At 67.0% G+C, this 15,186-nt stretch carries 16 protein-coding genes; 5 read left to right on the forward strand and 11 right to left on the reverse strand.

Annotated elements, in window-relative coordinates:
• Positions 1-59: 59 nt before the first annotated feature.
• The 3 genes from galE to J0I99_RS15715 all read right to left on the reverse strand — a co-directional run bounded on the left by galE (position 60) and on the right by J0I99_RS15715 (position 2,582).
• On the reverse strand, positions 60-1,046 hold the full coding sequence (galE, locus tag J0I99_RS15705) for a UDP-glucose 4-epimerase GalE (protein WP_291389701.1): 987 nt from the start codon (positions 1,044-1,046) through the stop codon (positions 60-62).
• A gap of 84 nt (positions 1,047-1,130) precedes the next feature.
• Positions 1,131-1,577, reverse strand: coding sequence for an NfeD family protein (locus J0I99_RS15710; protein ID WP_291389699.1), 447 nt, complete (start codon positions 1,575-1,577; stop codon positions 1,131-1,133).
• Between the two features lie 21 nt (positions 1,578-1,598).
• Entirely contained in the window at positions 1,599-2,582 is a 984-nt protein-coding gene (locus J0I99_RS15715; protein WP_291389698.1) for an SPFH domain-containing protein, read from the reverse strand.
• Positions 2,583-2,673: 91 nt separating this feature from the next.
• Between J0I99_RS15715 and ligD the strand changes: the two genes are divergently transcribed.
• Positions 2,674-3,648, forward strand: coding sequence for a non-homologous end-joining DNA ligase (gene ligD / locus J0I99_RS15720; protein WP_291398566.1), 975 nt, complete (start codon positions 2,674-2,676; stop codon positions 3,646-3,648).
• A 44-nt stretch (positions 3,649-3,692) separates the two neighbouring features.
• Here the strand turns inward: ligD and hemH are convergent, their stop codons facing one another.
• The 3 genes from hemH to J0I99_RS15735 form a co-directional block, all read right to left on the reverse strand.
• Entirely contained in the window at positions 3,693-4,712 is a 1,020-nt protein-coding gene (gene hemH / locus J0I99_RS15725; protein WP_291398567.1) for a ferrochelatase, read from the reverse strand.
• Positions 4,713-4,798: 86 nt separating this feature from the next.
• The gene (locus J0I99_RS15730) at positions 4,799-6,547 is read right to left on the reverse strand and encodes a DUF1007 family protein (protein ID WP_291398568.1); all 1,749 of its coding nucleotides are present in this window, start codon (positions 6,545-6,547) and stop codon (positions 4,799-4,801) included.
• Between the two features lie 19 nt (positions 6,548-6,566).
• Complete coding sequence (locus J0I99_RS15735; RefSeq protein WP_291389693.1) at positions 6,567-7,466, reverse strand: LysR family transcriptional regulator; 900 nt, start codon at positions 7,464-7,466, stop codon at positions 6,567-6,569.
• 117 nt (positions 7,467-7,583) lie between these two features.
• Between J0I99_RS15735 and J0I99_RS15740 the strand changes: the two genes are divergently transcribed.
• Complete coding sequence (locus J0I99_RS15740; protein WP_291389692.1) at positions 7,584-8,051, forward strand: hypothetical protein; 468 nt, start codon at positions 7,584-7,586, stop codon at positions 8,049-8,051.
• A gap of 216 nt (positions 8,052-8,267) precedes the next feature.
• Here the strand turns inward: J0I99_RS15740 and modB are convergent, their stop codons facing one another.
• The 4 genes from modB to eda form a co-directional block, all read right to left on the reverse strand.
• A complete protein-coding gene (modB, locus tag J0I99_RS15745; RefSeq protein WP_291389691.1) occupies positions 8,268-8,957 on the reverse strand; it encodes a molybdate ABC transporter permease subunit in 690 nt (229 codons plus the stop codon).
• Positions 8,958-8,960: 3 nt separating this feature from the next.
• Positions 8,961-9,704, reverse strand: coding sequence for a molybdate ABC transporter substrate-binding protein (gene modA, locus J0I99_RS15750; protein WP_291398569.1), 744 nt, complete (start codon positions 9,702-9,704; stop codon positions 8,961-8,963).
• A gap of 70 nt (positions 9,705-9,774) precedes the next feature.
• Positions 9,775-10,155: a LysR family transcriptional regulator gene (locus J0I99_RS15755; RefSeq protein ID WP_291398570.1), complete on the reverse strand. Its 381-nt coding sequence runs from the start codon at positions 10,153-10,155 to the stop codon at positions 9,775-9,777.
• A gap of 181 nt (positions 10,156-10,336) precedes the next feature.
• Complete coding sequence (gene eda / locus J0I99_RS15760) at positions 10,337-11,020, reverse strand: bifunctional 4-hydroxy-2-oxoglutarate aldolase/2-dehydro-3-deoxy-phosphogluconate aldolase (RefSeq protein ID WP_367115445.1); 684 nt, start codon at positions 11,018-11,020, stop codon at positions 10,337-10,339.
• 97 nt (positions 11,021-11,117) lie between these two features.
• Here eda and nadA point away from each other — a divergent pair, with 97 nt between their 5' ends.
• On the forward strand, positions 11,118-12,173 hold the full coding sequence (gene nadA, locus J0I99_RS15765) for a quinolinate synthase NadA (protein ID WP_291398582.1): 1,056 nt from the start codon (positions 11,118-11,120) through the stop codon (positions 12,171-12,173).
• 43 nt (positions 12,174-12,216) lie between these two features.
• Here nadA and J0I99_RS15770 read toward each other — a convergent pair whose 3' ends face one another.
• Positions 12,217-13,161 (reverse strand): hypothetical protein, encoded by a 945-nt coding sequence (locus J0I99_RS15770; protein ID WP_291398571.1) that lies wholly within the window; start codon positions 13,159-13,161, stop codon positions 12,217-12,219.
• A gap of 38 nt (positions 13,162-13,199) precedes the next feature.
• On the opposite strand from J0I99_RS15770, the gene J0I99_RS15775 reads away from it, so the two are divergent.
• Both J0I99_RS15775 and J0I99_RS15780 read left to right on the forward strand, forming a co-directional pair.
• On the forward strand, positions 13,200-13,568 hold the full coding sequence (locus J0I99_RS15775) for a DUF1508 domain-containing protein (RefSeq protein ID WP_291389686.1): 369 nt from the start codon (positions 13,200-13,202) through the stop codon (positions 13,566-13,568).
• Between the two features lie 27 nt (positions 13,569-13,595).
• Positions 13,596-15,185, forward strand: a complete 1,590-nt coding sequence (locus J0I99_RS15780) for an L-aspartate oxidase (RefSeq protein ID WP_291398572.1) — start codon at positions 13,596-13,598, stop codon at positions 15,183-15,185.
• The last annotated feature ends 1 nt before the right edge of the window (position 15,186 follow it).

A 15,186-nucleotide genomic window follows, 5' to 3' on the forward strand; every position in this document is an offset into this window, starting at 1 on the left:
CCCTCCCCTGCGGGAGAGGGTGCCTCGCCAAGCGAGGCGGGTGGGGAAGACTCAAGCTGCTACCGATTCCTCGTGGCCAAATAGCGTTCCCAGGTCAGCGCCGCCTCGACGATCTCGGTTAGGTCGTCATGCGCCGGCGTCCAGCCCAGGACCTCGCGGATCTTTTCGGCCCGGGCCACGATCGAAGCCGGATCGCCCGGGCGGCGCGGCTGCTCCACCACTTCGAAGTCGACACCGGACACATCCTTCACCGCGCGGATCACCTCGCGCACCGAGTAGCCGCGACCGTAGCCGCAGTTCATGGTGATGGACGCTCCGCCCTCGCGCAGGTAGTCGAGCAGCAGGGCATGCGCTTCGACGAGGTCGGTGACGTGGATGTAGTCGCGCACCCCGGTGCCGTCGGGCGTGGGAAAGTCCGTGCCGAAAATGCCCATCTGCGGGCGCTGCCCCAGCGCGGCCTGCGCGGCCACCTTGATCAGGTGTGTCGCCGTCGGCGAGGACTGCCCGCTGCGCCGCCCGGGGTCGGCGCCGGATACGTTGAAGTAGCGCAGCACGCCATAGGCCAGAGGATGCGCGGCGGCCACGTCGGCCAGCATCAGCTCGGTCATCAGCTTGCTGCGCCCGTAGGGCGATTCCGGCATCAGCTGGCTCGTCTCGGCCACCGGCTCGAGCCCGGCATTGCCGTAGACCGCGGCGGTCGAGGAGAAGATGAAGTGCCGCACCCCGCTCCTGACCGCCGCCTCGATCAGGTTGCGCGAGGTCGCGGTATTGTTGGCGTAGTACTTCAGGGGATCGGTGACCGATTCCGGCACCACGATGGAGCCGGCGAAGTGGATGATCGCATCGACCTCGCGCTCGGCAATGATCCCGCCGACGAGGGCCATGTCGCCGGCATTGCCGGCAACGAAGCTGGCGCGATGGTCGATGGCCCAGTCGAAACCGGTGCTGAGGTTGTCGAGCACGACGACGGTCTCGCCGGCGTCGGCCAGGCGCAACACCATATGGCTGCCGATATAGCCGGCGCCGCCGGTGACCAGAACCGCCATCGGGTACCTCACGTGCAAAGGACGCGCTGACGCTAGCGCCCAGGTGCTAAGAACGGCTTACCCGCCCGACGGCAGCGGCTTGCCTCAGGCCGCCTCGACGGTCAGTTCCGCCCCCTGGGCGCTTACGATCCGCACCCGAACGCCGGCGGCGAGGTCCGGGCCGGTGACGCGCCAGGTGGTATCGTCGAGGCTCAACCGGCCCACGCCATCGAGGATCGGCTGGTCCAGCACCACCTCGCGGCCGACATAGCGCTGCGCCCGCTGGTTGAGGAACGGCCGGTCGGACACCGGACCCGGGCCGCGCACGCGCAGCCACAGCCAGATCGCAACCAGCGCCAACGCCCCGAAGATGACGAACTGCAGCGGCCAGAACACGGCAATGGACAGGGACAGCACGCCGGTCACAAGCGCAGCCGCCCCGAGCCAGACCAGCACCCCGCCCGGCAGAACCAGTTCGAGCCCGAGCAGCAACAGCCCGGCCACGATCCAGGACCAGGCGCCGTACTGGGCGATGAAATCGACGACCTGCACTTGCTGTTCCTCGCTGCTGGATCAGGTGGTCGACGGCGGCCGGCTGGTCGGCACGCGCGGCGCCGGCTTGCCGTCACCGCCGCCGAACGTCTCCCGGGCGATCTCGGCGATACCGCCGATGGCGCCGATCACGCTCGACGCCTCGACCGGAAGCATGAGCACCTTCTGGTTGGGCGACTTGGCCAGCGCTTCCAGCGCCTTGATGTAATTGTTGGCCACGAAGTAGTTGATCGCCTGCACGTTGCCCGAGGCGATGGCGTTCGACACCATCTCGGTCGCCTTGGCCTCGGCCTCGGCCGAACGCTCGCGCGCCTCGGCATCGCGGAACGCCGCCTCGCGCCGGCCCTCGGCCTCAAGCACCTGGCTCTGCTTCTGGCCCTCGGCCTGCAGGATCGCCGCCTGCCGCTTGCCTTCGGCCTCGAGGATCAGCGCGCGCTTCTCGCGCTCGGCCTTCATCTGTCGGCCCATCGACTCGATGAGGTCCTTGGGCGGGTCGATATCCTTGATCTCGATGCGGGTGATCTTGAGGCCCCACGGGCTCACCGCGGTATCGACGACGCGCAGCAGGCGGCTGTTGATCTCGTCGCGATGGCTGAGCAACTCGTCGAGGTCCATCGAGCCCATCACCGTGCGGATATTGGTCATCGTCAGGTTGAGGATGGCGATCTCGAGCTGGGCCACTTCGTAGGCGGCCGCCGCGGCATCGAGGATCTGGTAGAAGGTGACGCCGTTGGCGGTCACCGTGGCGTTGTCGCGCGTGATCACCTCCTGATGCGGCACGTCCAGCACCTGCTCCATCATGTTGATCTTCTTGCCGACGCTGTCGACGAACGGGATGATCAGGCTGAGCCCGGGCTTCAGCGTGCGGATGTAGCGACCGAAGCGCTCGACCGTGTAGTTGTAGCCCTGCGGCACCACCTTGGCGCCGGCGAACAGCACCAGCACCGCCAGCACGCCCAGTGCGATGAGCGCCACGCTCAATCCATCGAGTTGCAGAAAGCCCATCCCCAAAACCTCTCCTGACGCCCAGCCCTGTTGAAGATGTAGGGGCGACGGGGAGTCGGCGCAACATTGCCGGCAGGCTATCCGCAGCCGCGTGACGGCGACAAAGCCCGAATGTCGCGCTACTCTCGTCTGCATGCAGCTGACCAACGACATGGGTGTAGCGATCGCCGAACGCCGCGGCGTGCGGTTGACGAGCCCCGACCGGCCGGTGCTTGCCGGCGAGACGGTCACCAAGGCCCAGCTCATCGCCTACTACGATGCCGTTGCCGAGCGCATGCTGCCGCATGTCGCCAACCGGGCCCTCGCCCTCGTGCGCGTCCCCAATGGCTCGCGGCCCTTCTTCCAGAAGCACGACACCGGGGGGTTCCCCGACACGATGAGGCGTGTCGCCATCGAACTGAAGGAGAGCGAGCGCGAAGATCATTTCTATGTCACCGACATCGCGGGCGTGATGGCTGGCGTGCAAATGTCGACGCTCGAGTTCCATATCTGGGGCAGCCATATCGACACGCTCGAAAAGCCCGATCGCATCATCTTCGACATCGACCCCGACGCTGGGCTCGACTTCGGGCGCGTGCGCGCCGCCGCCTGCCGAATCCGCGACGTGCTGAAGGAATGGGGGCTGCAGAGCTATCCCATGGTCACCGGCGGCAAGGGCGTCCACGTCATTGCGCCGCTGAGGCCGGTAACCGAGTGGCCGCTGGTCAAGCTCTTCTGCCGCACCTTCGCGCAGCGCCTCGAGGACAACGAGCCCGACAGCTTCACCGCCAATATCAGGAAGGTCCAGCGCCAGGGCCGGATGTTCGTCGACTACCTGCGTAATGAACGCGGCGCGACCGCGGTCACGCCGTTCTCCACCCGCGCCCGGCCGGGCGTGCCGTGCGCCGTACCGGTCGGCTGGGACGAACTCGATAGGCTGAAGGCCGCCAACCAGTTCGACATCGAAGCGGCGGCCGAGCGGGCCGGGCAGCCCGACCCGTGGCCTGACTATTTCGAGCTCACCCAGTCGATCACCAAGGGCATGGTCGAGGCGGTCGCAGGACCGCTGAAGGATCTGGAGCAGTAGGGCGCCTCGCCCGAAGCCACTCCGTGAGGGCGCGGTCGAGCCCCCTAGATCCAGCCAGCCAGTTCCTTCCGGATCACCGTTTCCAGCATCGCCATGCCCGGTTCGCTGTCGTTGAGGCAGGGAATGTAGGCGTAGCGCTCGCCGCCGGCGTGCTCGAACTGTTCGCGCCCGGTGATGGCCAGTTCCTCGAGCGTCTCGATGCAATCGACCGAGAAGGCCGGAGCCACCACGGCCACACGCTTCTTGCCCTCGGCGGGCAACGCTTCCAGCGTCGTATCGGTATAGGGCTGCAGCCACTGCGCCGTTCCGAACCGGCTCTGGAACGTGACCTTCAGCTTGTCCGCCGGCCAGCCGAGATACTCGCGTACCAGCCGCGTCGTCTTGAGGCACTGGCAATGGTACGGGTCGCCGTTCTCGAGGTACTCGATCGGCATGCCGTGGTAGGAGGTGAGGATGACGTCGGGCGTGAAATCCAGCTTGGCGACGCCCTCGGCGATGCTCTGCGCCAGCGTCTCGACATAGGTCGGGGTGTCGAAATAGGGCGGCAGCGTGCGGATCGCCGGCTGCCAGCGCAGCGTCTTCAGCACATCGAACGCCTTGTCATTGGCCGTGCCCACCGTCGTCGCCGAGTATTGCGGGTAGAGCGGCGCGAGCAGGATCTTCTGGCACCCCGCATCCTGCAGCGCCTTGATCCCGGCCTCGGTCGACGGGTTGCCGTAGCGCATCCCGATCTCGACCACGACATTGCTCCCCAGCCGCTCCTGCAGCTTGCTTGCCTGCCGCCGGCTGATCACCCGCAACGGGCTGTCGCCCGCCTCGTTGTCCCAGATACGCTTGTAGTTCGCGCCGCTCTTTTGCGGTCGGACCGACAGGATGACGCCCTGCAGCAGCGGCTGCCAGAACAGCGGGTTGACCTCGATGACACGCCGGTCGGACAGGAACTCGCTGAGGAAGCGGCGCATCGACCAGTAGTCGGTCGCGTCGGGCGTGCCGAGGTTGAGCAGTAGGACCCCGACTTTCGGCGTCCTGATGGGGGGGTGGCCGGGAGGGAGTTCGGGTGCCATGGGTGGCCTGTCTGCTGGTGGCGTTCTTGCTGGCGCACCATAGTCGGGGAGGCCCCGAACACAAGTGCAAGTGTGTCGCGCCGGTTCTACAGGCTCGACAGCAGCAGCAGTGCGCCGAACAGGAACACCACCACCGCTCCGGCCAGTTCGGCCCACCAGACGAGTTGCCCCGCGCGGCTGCCGCTGCGGCCGAGGTAGCGCGCCGCAAGGCCCTTCGCGCCCACGGCGAGGATCGCAAGGGTGGCTACCGTGATCGCGGTCCCCAGACCCATCAGGAACACCGCCGCTATGCCCGCGGCAAGGATGCCCTGGCTGAGCGCGAAGACCAGAATGATGAGGGCACCCGAGCACGGCCTGAGACCCACCCCGAGCACGACGCCCAGTTGCTCGCGCCAGTCGCCGCCGGTCTGGTCGGCGGTGACGACGTGCGCGTGATCATGCCCGTCATGGTCGGTGTCACCATGATCGTGGCCATAGTGCGCGTCGCCCGGCACCCGACCATGGCCGTCGAGCGCCGGGCCACCGGCCGGCTGCGTTGCCGTGCGAAAGGTGAAGGCGGGCGTCTGACCGGCGAGCACCGCGTGACCGGCCGGTTCGTCGGCATGCAGGTGCTGGTGCGCCTTGGCGGTGAGGTCGGCGTCGTGGCGATGGTCGTGTCCCCAGCCGAACAGCTTGCGCGCGATCAGCCAGACACCGAGCAGGGCGATGAGGCCATAGGACGCCTTCTCGACCCACAGCACGGCATTGTCCATCACCGCACTGGAGAGGCCCAGGATCGCCGCGGCGACGCCCACGAATACCACTGCCACCAGCGACTGCATCATCGCCGCGGCAAAGCTCAGGGCTACCCCGCGCTTGAGCTGCCGCTCATTGGCGAGCATGTAGCTGCCGATCACCACCTTGCCGTGGCCGGGCCCGGCGGCATGGAAGACGCCATAGAGAAAGCTCAGCCCGCCAAGGATCCAGAAGGCGTTCCAGTCCGTCCTGAGCTTGCCGAGCGCCGCGGTGAGCGCCCTGTAGAAATCCTCCTGCGCCACCTGGACCCAGCCGAGCAGCCCGGTACGCGGCAACCTGAACCCCGGCTCGGGCGGCGGGCCGCCGAACGGCATGGAGGGCCTGGCCTCGGCCACCTGATTGACCGCCTCGAGCGCGGTCGCGGCAGTATTGGCCGGCGCCGTGGTCGGACACTCGACGACGATCTCGCCCTGCGAGCCGCGCACCGCCGCCTCGAGATCGGCCGGCAACGTGGTGACGTCGGGGGGCAGTTCACCCAACCGCGCCTGCAGCTCGGGTGACAGCTCGCGCGGCGGCTGAAGGCGCACCATACACCCGACGGGTGCATTCTGCAGCGTCACGTCCTCCGGCCCGGCAAAGGCGATGGCGACATAGTATTCGGGGTCGGCGATGGCGAGCTCGAGCCGGCGCTCGATGCGATGCGGCTCGGACAGCGCGACACCGAAGGTCAGCGTCGAGCGATTGTTCCCGAACACGAACCTGCCGTCGTTCATCGACGAGAGCGCGATGGGCGCCCCACCCTCGACCAGCGAGGTGTAGAAACCGTACTCGGCCAAGCCCTTTAGGTTCTCGTCGGCCAGTTCCTGCATTTCCCCGGACGAGGTGATGCCGTCGTTGTCGGTATCGAGGCCCTGGATCTGCCAGACCGAAAACGCCTCGTCGAACGTCCAGCTGTTGTGAATGGCAGCAAGCTCGCCCTGGTCGTTGAAAACCAGCGTGGCCTTGGCATCGATCCAGATGTGGGGATGCGCCTGGGCCGCGCCGGCCCATGCAAGGGCGGCGACCGCCGCCAGCACCAGCTTGCGCAATCCCATGACCATCAGTGCCTGCCCTCTCCCCTCAGGTGACCGGATTGTCCGCGAACCAGGCGACCAGATGGTCGATCAGCGCGCGGACTTTGCCAGCCAGATGCCGCCGGTGCGGGTACACCGCCTGCAGGCTCGGGCCTTCCGGCATCCGGTCCTCGAGCACGCGCACCAGCCGCCCCGCGGCGATCTGCGGGTCGGCGAGGTAGGTTGGCAATACGGCAAAGCCGAGGCCGGCCAGCGCCGCCTGCATCGCGGCCACCGGGGAATTGACGCGGGCCGGCCCGGAGACGTGCACGGTCAACGGCTTGCCGTCTTCGATGAACCGCCAGGAACTGTGCGAGGGCATGTTGGTATCGAGGATGCATGGCATGGTGCGCAGCGCCTCGCCCGAGGCCGGCAGGCCGACGCGCTGCACCAGATCGGGCGAGCCGCAGATCGCGTGCCGCATGTCCGAGATCTTGCGCGCGATCAGCGAGGAATCGGCCAGCGTCGAGATGCGCAGCGCGACGTCCACCCCCTCCTCGACGAGGTCGACATAGCGGTCCTCGAGCCTGAGGTCGACCGAGACCAGCGGGTTCTTGACCATGAAGGCGAAGATCGCCGGCGCCAGCGTCGTCTCGCCGAGGTTGCGCGGCGCCGAGATGCGCAGCATGCCACGCGGTTCCGAGGTCTGGTCGGAGATGGTGGCATCGAGCTCGTCGAGCTGCTGCAGCAGCTGGCTCGCCTCGCGATAGTAGGCCTCGCCCGCCTCGGTAAGGCTGAGTTTTCGCGTCGTGCGGTTCATCAACCGCACTCCGAGATAGTCCTCGAGGTCGGTGACGTACTTGCTGAGAAGCGCCTTGGACCGACCGTGCTGGCGGGCCGCGGAAGAGAAGCCGCCAGCGTCGAAGACCTGGACAAAGGCGCGGATACGGGCAAGGTCCTGGCTCATGCGACGGGCAAAACCGTGTAGATTGATCGGAGCGTCCACCCGCACGAATAAGTCATCCGCACGGGGTGAACAATGCCGCCCCTTGGTCGTTCGGTGATTAACGATAGGATGGGAGCCATGTCGCTCGAACCGATCCTGCAGTCTATCTATCCACCCATGACCGAACCCGAAGCCCGCTCAACGCTTTACAGGCTGATCGAAGCCGGCCAGCTGGCGCACAAGGCGCTGCTGGTGCCGCTGCTCGACCGCGGGCTCGAGCCGGGCGACGACGCCGTGATCTTCGCTCTGCATGCCGAACCGGGCGCCAGCGAGGAGCGTCTGGCCGCCGAATTGGGCCTAGGCGCCGAACAGTTGCAGCCGCGCCTCGAGCGGCTGATCGAGCGCGATGTCGTCCTGCACCGGGCTACCGGCCCCGAGCTTGCGCCCGGACTTGCCCTCAGCGAACGCGGCGAGCGCATCCGCGAAGTCCTCGCCGCCAACTGGGAACAGCTCGAGGAAGCGCTGTTCGCCGAGTTGACCGACAAGAAGCGCAAGGGCCTGGGCAAGGCGCTGAAGCGCTTCGTGGAACTGCTGCGCCTGGCTTAAGGCAGGAAGCTTACCACAATCTCGGTGTCATCCCCGCGAAAGCGGGGACCTCCGTTTGCCGGGCCATCCCAAAACAGAGGTTCCCGCTTTCGCGGGAATGACCCGGTGGCTGGGCGAGTGTCCTACCTACAGTATGCACCGGTACGGGAAACGCTCCCCCCGGTCCCCTCCCCGCAAGAGGGAAGGATCAAGGGGGTCGGCAAGCATCAGGTATCGTCAGTTGACCCCCGCAATCCGCCCCACCCGCCGGTCGATCAGCATGACCGTGGTGATGACGACGAAGGCGAACAGAACCATGCCGCCGGCGAGGAGATGCGCCTTGTCCCACTCCAGCCGCTCGACAAAATCGTAGATCGCCATCGACACCAGCTTGGTCTTGCCGGGGATGTTGCCGCCGATCATCAGCACCACGCCGAACTCGCCCACCGTATGCGCGAAGGTGAGGATGGCGCCGGTGAGGTAGCCCGAGCGGGCCAGCGGGATGACGAGGCGGAAGAACGTGCTCCGGCGTCCGGCGCCGAGCGTCGCCGCCGCCTCGAGCGGCTCGTCGCCGATGGCCTCGAAGGCGGTGCGCAGCGGTTGCGTCATGAACGGCAGCGAGTAGAGTACCGAGGCGATCACCAGCCCCTCGAACGAGAAGGCCAGCGTGCGGGCGCCCCACAGCGGGGCGATCAGTCCACCCGGACCGTTCGGTCCGAACGCAAGCAGCAGGTAGAAGCCGAGCACGGTCGGCGGCAGCACCAGCGGCAGCGAGACCACGGCCGCCACAGGGGCCTTCCAGGCCGATTGCGAGCGGGTGAGCCACCAAGCGATAGGGGTCGCAACGAAGAGCAGGATGGCAGTGACGATGAGCGCCAGCGTCAGCGTCAGCCCGACCGGCTGCGCAATCTCGGTGACGCTTGGCATCGTTCACCTCACCTCGTAGCCATATTTCTCGATGATGGCCCTGCCTTCATCGCCCTGCAAGAACTGCAGGAACGCCTTGGCCGCTGGATCGCCCGCCCCGGCCGTGGTCAGCACCGCGTCCTGCCGGATCGGCGCATAGTCCTCGGCCGGCACCCGCCAGACCTGCGTTGCCGGCTTGTCGACCACCTGGCTCAGGGCCACGAAGCCCAACTCGGCATTGCCGGATTCGATGAACTGCAGCGCCTGCGAGATGTTCTCGCCGGTGACGATCCTGGCTGCGACCGTCTCGGTGAGCCCGAGCCTGTCCAGCACCTGCATGCCGGCGGCGCCGTAGGGCGCAGTCCTGGGGTCGGCGACCGCAAGATGCTGGAAGGCGTTGGCCTTCAGCACGGCCGCCCCATCGGTCACGTCGATGGTCGGGGAATAGAGCACCACCTTGCCCACGGCATAGGTGAACACTGTACCCGCGACGCCGAAGCCTTCCTGCACCGCAAGCGCCGGCCGCTTGTCGTCGGCCGCAAGGAACACCTCGAACGGCGCGCCCTGGCTGAGCTGGGTATAGAGCTGGCCGGTCGCGCCGAAGCTGAAGGCCACCGTATCGCCGGTCCTCGCGGTGAACGCCTTGCCGAGTTCTTCGGCCGGCTTGGTGAAGTTCGCAGCTACTGCCGCGCTGATCTCGGCAGCCGGCGCGGAGACCGTCATCAGCACGGCCAGAGCGAGGCCCGGCAGGAGGAACGTGCGGCGCATGGGGCCTCCATCGATATGTCCCGAAAGAAATATCGATTGTTGTGGCAAAGCAGCTTGCCAGCAGCAAGCGTTATTTTCGATCAGACATATCAGTGTGGAGCGCCGACAGTGCGTCGACATCCCGCGCGATCGCCCTGCGTGTCGCTTCCTGCATGCCGCGATAGCGCTCGAGCACTTCGCGGCCGGCCGCGCTGAGGCTGGCGCCCTGCTCCTTGCCGCCGCGCGAGGCATCGACCAGCGGCGCCCCGAACCCCTCGTTGAGCGCCTGCACCAGGCTCCAGGCTCGCTTGTACGACATGCCCATCCGCTTGGCCGCCTCGGAGATCGACCCGGTCTCGGCGATCAGTTCCATCAGGTCGGCGCGGCCGGGACCGATGTAGAAGGTCTCGGAGAGGGTGATGCGCAGGTGGGAGAGGCCGATAGTGACGTTCTTCGCTGACTTCGCAGTCATCGCCTTCTCCCCTTGCGGGAGAAGGTGCCCGAAGGGCGGATGAGGGGTAACTCTCCGCGAACTCCGTCGCCCGTCGCTCCCGCTCCCGTCGCGCAACCGCTGGCTGCGGACCCCTCATCCGGCGCTGCGCGCCACCTTCTCCCGCAAGGGGAGAAGGGAGTCCCGACTGCCAAATCGATCACTAGTGATTCAGCTGCGACGCTTCCCGCGCCAGCGTCTCGATGCGCTTCCAGTCCCTGGCGGCAATGGCATCGGCCGGCATGACCCACGAGCCGCCGACGCAGATCACGTTGGGCAGCGCCAGGTATTCCCGGGCCTTGACCATGTCGATGCCGCCGGTGGGGCAGAAGGTGATGTCGGCGAGCGGGCTGGCATAGGCCTTCAGCACCTTGACCCCGCCCAGCGCCTCTGCCGGGAAGAACTTCAGGAACGAGTAGCCGTGTTCGGACGCCGTCATGGCTTCGGTGGGCGTGCCGATTCCGGGCAGCAGCGGAATCCTGTGCTCTTCGGCCGCCTCGAGCAGGCGCGGCGACGCGCCCGGCGACACCATGAACTGGCAGCCGGCATCGACCGAATGGCCCATCTGCAGCGGCGAGCGCACCGTGCCGGAGCCGACAACGGCGCCCTTCACCTTGGCCATCTCCTCGATGACCTGCAGCGCATGCGGCGTCCGCAGCGTCACCTCGAGCACCGGCAACCCGCCGGCGACGAGCGCTTCGGCGAGATCGCGGGCGGTCGACACGTCGTCGTGCACGATCACCGGGATCACCGGGGCGAGCGAGAGCGTCTGGCGGAGGGCGGCGGCATCTTGCGGCATGGTGGTCCTCGGTGGCTTCAGCTTTTCGTCGGCGTGAGCGTTAGGCAAGAGCCGCGCCCCGATCAAGCCAAATGATCAGATTGAAATGCGCCCGGTTCGACCTTAAGTCTGCCCGGTTCTTGGAGGGACGAACGCGGTGCAGCAGATCAACGCTCTCACTCCGCTGGAGGAGGCCCGCGCCATCCTCGCGGACAAGTTCGACCTGAAGTTCACCAAGGCGGTCGAGCGGGTCACGGCACGCACCTATGACAAGCTCAAGGATCGCATCCCCGAGATCGAATGGCCCTTCTATGCGCCGCTGATCCTGCAGATCAACCGGCTCAAGAAGGAGAAGGACGCCGTCATCCTGGCGCATAACTACCAGGCGCCGCAGATCTATCATGGCGTCGCCGATATCGTCGGCGACAGCCTGCAGCTCGCCATTGAGGCGACCAAGGTCAAGCAGTCGATCATCGTGCAGTGCGGCGTGCACTTCATGGCCGAGACGAGCAAGCTGCTCAATCCCAGGAAGACCGTACTGATCCCCGACAGCCGCGCCGGCTGCTCGCTGGCCAGCTCGATCACGCCCGAAGACGTCATCGCCATGCGCGCCCAGTATCCGGGCGTACCGGTGGTCACCTATGTCAACACCTCGGCCGCCGTGAAGGCGGTGAGCGATGTATGCTGCACGTCGTCGAACGCCGCCGATATCGTCAACGGCATCCCCGGCGACACCGTGATCATGATCCCCGACCAGTATCTGGCGCGGAACACGGCCAAGAAGACCAGCAAGAAGGTCATCACCTGGGCTGGGTCGTGCGAGGTGCACGAGACCTTCACCGCCGCCGATATCGCCGAACTGCGCCACGCCTATCCGACCGCCAAGATCATTGCCCACCCCGAGTGCCCGCCGGAGGTGATTGACGCCGTCGATTTCGCCGGCTCGACCGCTGCGATGATCGACTACGTCAAGACCGAGAAGCCGCCGCGCGTGGTGATGGTCACCGAGTGCTCGATGTCGGACAACGTCGCGTCGGAAACGACCGGCGTCGATTTCCTGCGCGGCTGCAACATCTGCCCGCACATGAAGCGCATCAACCTCGAGAACATCCTGTGGTCGTTGCACACCATGACCGAAGAAGTGACGGTGGCTGATGAACTGATGGCCCCCGCCCGCGCCGCCGTGCAGCGCATGATCGATTTTTCGAAGAAGCGGGACTGAGCTGGCCGGCCCGGCGCCTTCCGGCAGCGCAGCGGTGAGGTGGCTAGGAGCGGGGCCAGTCCCGATCGAAGATATTGGCCCGGTGGTAGGCAACGGATGCCGCATCGGGCCACAGGGCAGGCGATTCCGGTAGCTCCAGCCGGCCCAGCGGCAGCAGCTTCTCATGCAGTTCGGGATCGATTAGCCGTTCCGCAACGACGAAACCGAACTCGCTCCCCAGCGTCAGGTGCCCGGACAGCCAGGCCTCCTCGGCCTCCGCCACCATCGGCAGGTAGTTGCGCACATGCAGCTGCCCGCCCAGTTCGCGCGGCCGTATGGCGACCACCTTCAGGTCGGGATGCGGGCGCGTCGCGCTCGGCGGGAATTGCGCGCCGGTGAAGACGCAACGATGCTGCCACCGCTGCAGCACCCGGTCGTGCAGCTTCAGATAGGCATCCAGCCCGGATTGCCGGTCGTGCGCGAACAGCGTCTGTGTCTCTTCAAGCGCCGGCACGCCGGCATCCATCGCTGTGGCCTGGTGCAGGATATCGTCGAAGCGTCCGTCCTCAAGCGACAGGCTGCGCCGCACACCCGGATCGCGCACCTCGTCGTCGCGCCCGCTTGGCACCCCGCGGTCGAAGGCGCGATACCCGTCGAGGCGGACAAGCTCGAATCCCGGCACATCGACATCGAGGCCGACGACGCGGCCGGTCCCGACAAACAGCAGTGCCTTGGGCACGCGCCGATACACCAGGATCGGGACATCGAACGCCCGGTGCGCCAACTGGGCGGCTCGCGTCGAGATACGAAATGCCGCCCGGTCCGGGCCGAGCGGCCTCACCTCCTCGACGGCCAGAGCAAGTTTTGCCACCGACACCCCCGTAGTGGGGATACCGTACAGACAACTCCGTAGTGGAGTCCACGGATGCGCGATCTGGAAATAGTGGCGCACCGACATTTGTATGTTGCCACAACGGAATGGCGCGCTAACCTTCGTGATACGGGCCATGACTTATCACCCGGCTCGCAAACGAGGGGTCAAGCGTCGTGCCGCACAGCTTCAAGATCACATCCGCCAAGGGCGGCCAGTTCGTTGCCAAGTACGTTTACAACGCCGAGACCATCTTCTGGTCCGAGAACTACGCCAGTAAGGACAGCGCCAAGAACGCGATAGCCTCGCTGAAGAAGAACGCTCCGGGCGCCGCCGTGGTGGATACGGCCAAGGGTGAGGAGGGCAAGGGCTATCGCTTCGAGCTCGCCGCCTCAAAGGATGGCCAGACCTTCGTCCGCTTCGTCGCCTCGAACGGCGAGACGATGGTTCGCACCGAGACCTACAAGTCCAGGTCGAGCGCCAAGAACGCCATCGACTCGCTCAAGAAGCGGGCCGCAGAGACTCCCGTCGTGGATGAGGCCTGACCCGGGCGTCTCGCCCCGGGGAGGACCATGACGATCTCCGACAACGTCCTCAACGCCGACGGTGCCCTCATCGTCGGTGCCGGGCTCGCTGGCCTGTTCTGTGCACTGAAACTGGCGCCGAGGCCCGTCACCGTCATCTCCCCCAAGCCCCTCGGCTACGGCGCCTCCTCGGCCTGGGCGCAGGGTGGCGTTGCGGCGGCGGTGGGCGAAGGCGACACGCCGCACGCGCATGCCGTCGATACCGAGATCGCCGGCGCCGGCATCGTTGACGGAGACGAAGCCGAGTCGGTTGCCGCCGAGGCCGCAGCCCGCATCGAGGACCTTGCCCGTTGGGGCACGCCGTTCGACCGCGATGGGCTCGGGCACTACGTGCTGAGCAAGGAAGCCGCCCATTCGCGCAACCGCGTCGTGCGCGTCCAAGGCGATCGCGCCGGCCACGCCATCATGCAGGCGATGATCGCGCAGGTGCGCCAAACCCCGTCGATCCGGATCGTCGAAGGCCTCACGGTCGTCGATCTTGCCCGCGCCGACGGTCGCATCATCGGCGTCTTCGCGCGCAAGCTCGGCGACCGCTATGCCGAACCGATCCTGGTGCGCGCCCGCGCCACGGTACTGGCCGCGGGCGGCCTCGGCGGCCTTTACGCCGTCACCACCAACCCGCCCGGGGTGCGTGGCCACGCCATGGGCATGGCGGCTCGCGCCGGCGCGCTAATCGCCGACCCGGAGTTCGTCCAGTTCCATCCCACGGCCATCGCCACCGGCGCCGACCCCGCCCCACTCGCCACCGAAGCGCTGCGCGGCGAGGGCGCCATCCTCGTCAACGAGCTGGGCGAGCGCTTCATGCCCGCCGTGCACAAGGACGCCGAACTGGCGCCGCGCGACATCGTCGCCCGCGCCAACTACCGCCAGATCAGGGCCGGGCACCGAGTCTTTATCGATACACGACAGGCCCTCGGCGCCCGCATCCTCACCACCTTCCCGACGGTCGCCAAGTACTGCACGGATTTCGGCATCGATCCGGTGACCCAGCCGATCCCGGTGACCCCGGCGGCGCACTACCACATGGGCGGCGTCAAGGTGGACGAACGCGGGCGCACCTCGCTGCCCGGCCTGTGGGCCGCCGGAGAGTGTTCCTCCACCGGCCTGCACGGCGCCAACCGCCTCGCGTCCAACTCGCTCCTGGAAGCCGTCGTCTACGGCGCGCGTATCGCTGCCGATATCTCGGGCCTCGAGCCGCTGCGCGCCCCGCTTCCGCCCTTCGCCGGCATCGAATGGAACGAGGCCGAGGGCGAAGCGGTGGAGGAGCGGCTGCGTAACCTGCAGGCGGTGCAGGAGCTGCGCCGCGTCATGACCGATCTCGTCGGCGTCGAGCGCAACGCAACCGACCTTCGCGTGGCGCTGCGCTCGATCGCCGAGCTCGAAACGACTGCAGCGGGCGTCACCCGCTCGTTCCTCAACATGACCACCTCGGCAACGCTCGTCGCGGCCGGCGCCTTGGCGCGCGAGGAAAGCCGCGGCGGCCACTTCCGCACCGATTTTCCGGAGCCCAGGCCGGAATGGGCCCACCACACCGAGATGACGCTTGAGACTGCCCTCGAAATCCGGGCCGCGGCCTAGT

It is taken from the genome of Devosia sp. (genome assembly GCF_017307495.1).
Classification (GTDB): domain Bacteria; phylum Pseudomonadota; class Alphaproteobacteria; order Rhizobiales; family Devosiaceae; genus Devosia_A.

Coding starts and splice junctions, on each gene's coding strand:
- galE (WP_291389701.1), bottom strand. CDS start 1,046: ATGGCGGTTCTGGTCACCGGCGGCGCCGGCTATATCGGCAGCCATATG.
- J0I99_RS15740 (WP_291389692.1), top strand. CDS start 7,584: ATGTCGCTCGAACCGATCCTGCAGTCTATCTATCCACCCATGACCGAA.
- J0I99_RS15715 (WP_291389698.1), bottom strand. CDS start 2,582: ATGGGCTTTCTGCAACTCGATGGATTGAGCGTGGCGCTCATCGCACTG.
- hemH (WP_291398567.1), bottom strand. CDS start 4,712: ATGGCACCCGAACTCCCTCCCGGCCACCCCCCCATCAGGACGCCGAAA.
- J0I99_RS15755 (WP_291398570.1), bottom strand. CDS start 10,155: ATGACTGCGAAGTCAGCGAAGAACGTCACTATCGGCCTCTCCCACCTG.
- modA (WP_291398569.1), bottom strand. CDS start 9,704: ATGCGCCGCACGTTCCTCCTGCCGGGCCTCGCTCTGGCCGTGCTGATG.
- J0I99_RS15770 (WP_291398571.1), bottom strand. CDS start 13,161: ATGGCCCGTATCACGAAGGTTAGCGCGCCATTCCGTTGTGGCAACATA.
- J0I99_RS15735 (WP_291389693.1), bottom strand. CDS start 7,466: ATGAGCCAGGACCTTGCCCGTATCCGCGCCTTTGTCCAGGTCTTCGAC.
- J0I99_RS15730 (WP_291398568.1), bottom strand. CDS start 6,547: ATGGTCATGGGATTGCGCAAGCTGGTGCTGGCGGCGGTCGCCGCCCTT.
- modB (WP_291389691.1), bottom strand. CDS start 8,957: ATGCCAAGCGTCACCGAGATTGCGCAGCCGGTCGGGCTGACGCTGACG.
- J0I99_RS15780 (WP_291398572.1), top strand. CDS start 13,596: ATGACGATCTCCGACAACGTCCTCAACGCCGACGGTGCCCTCATCGTC.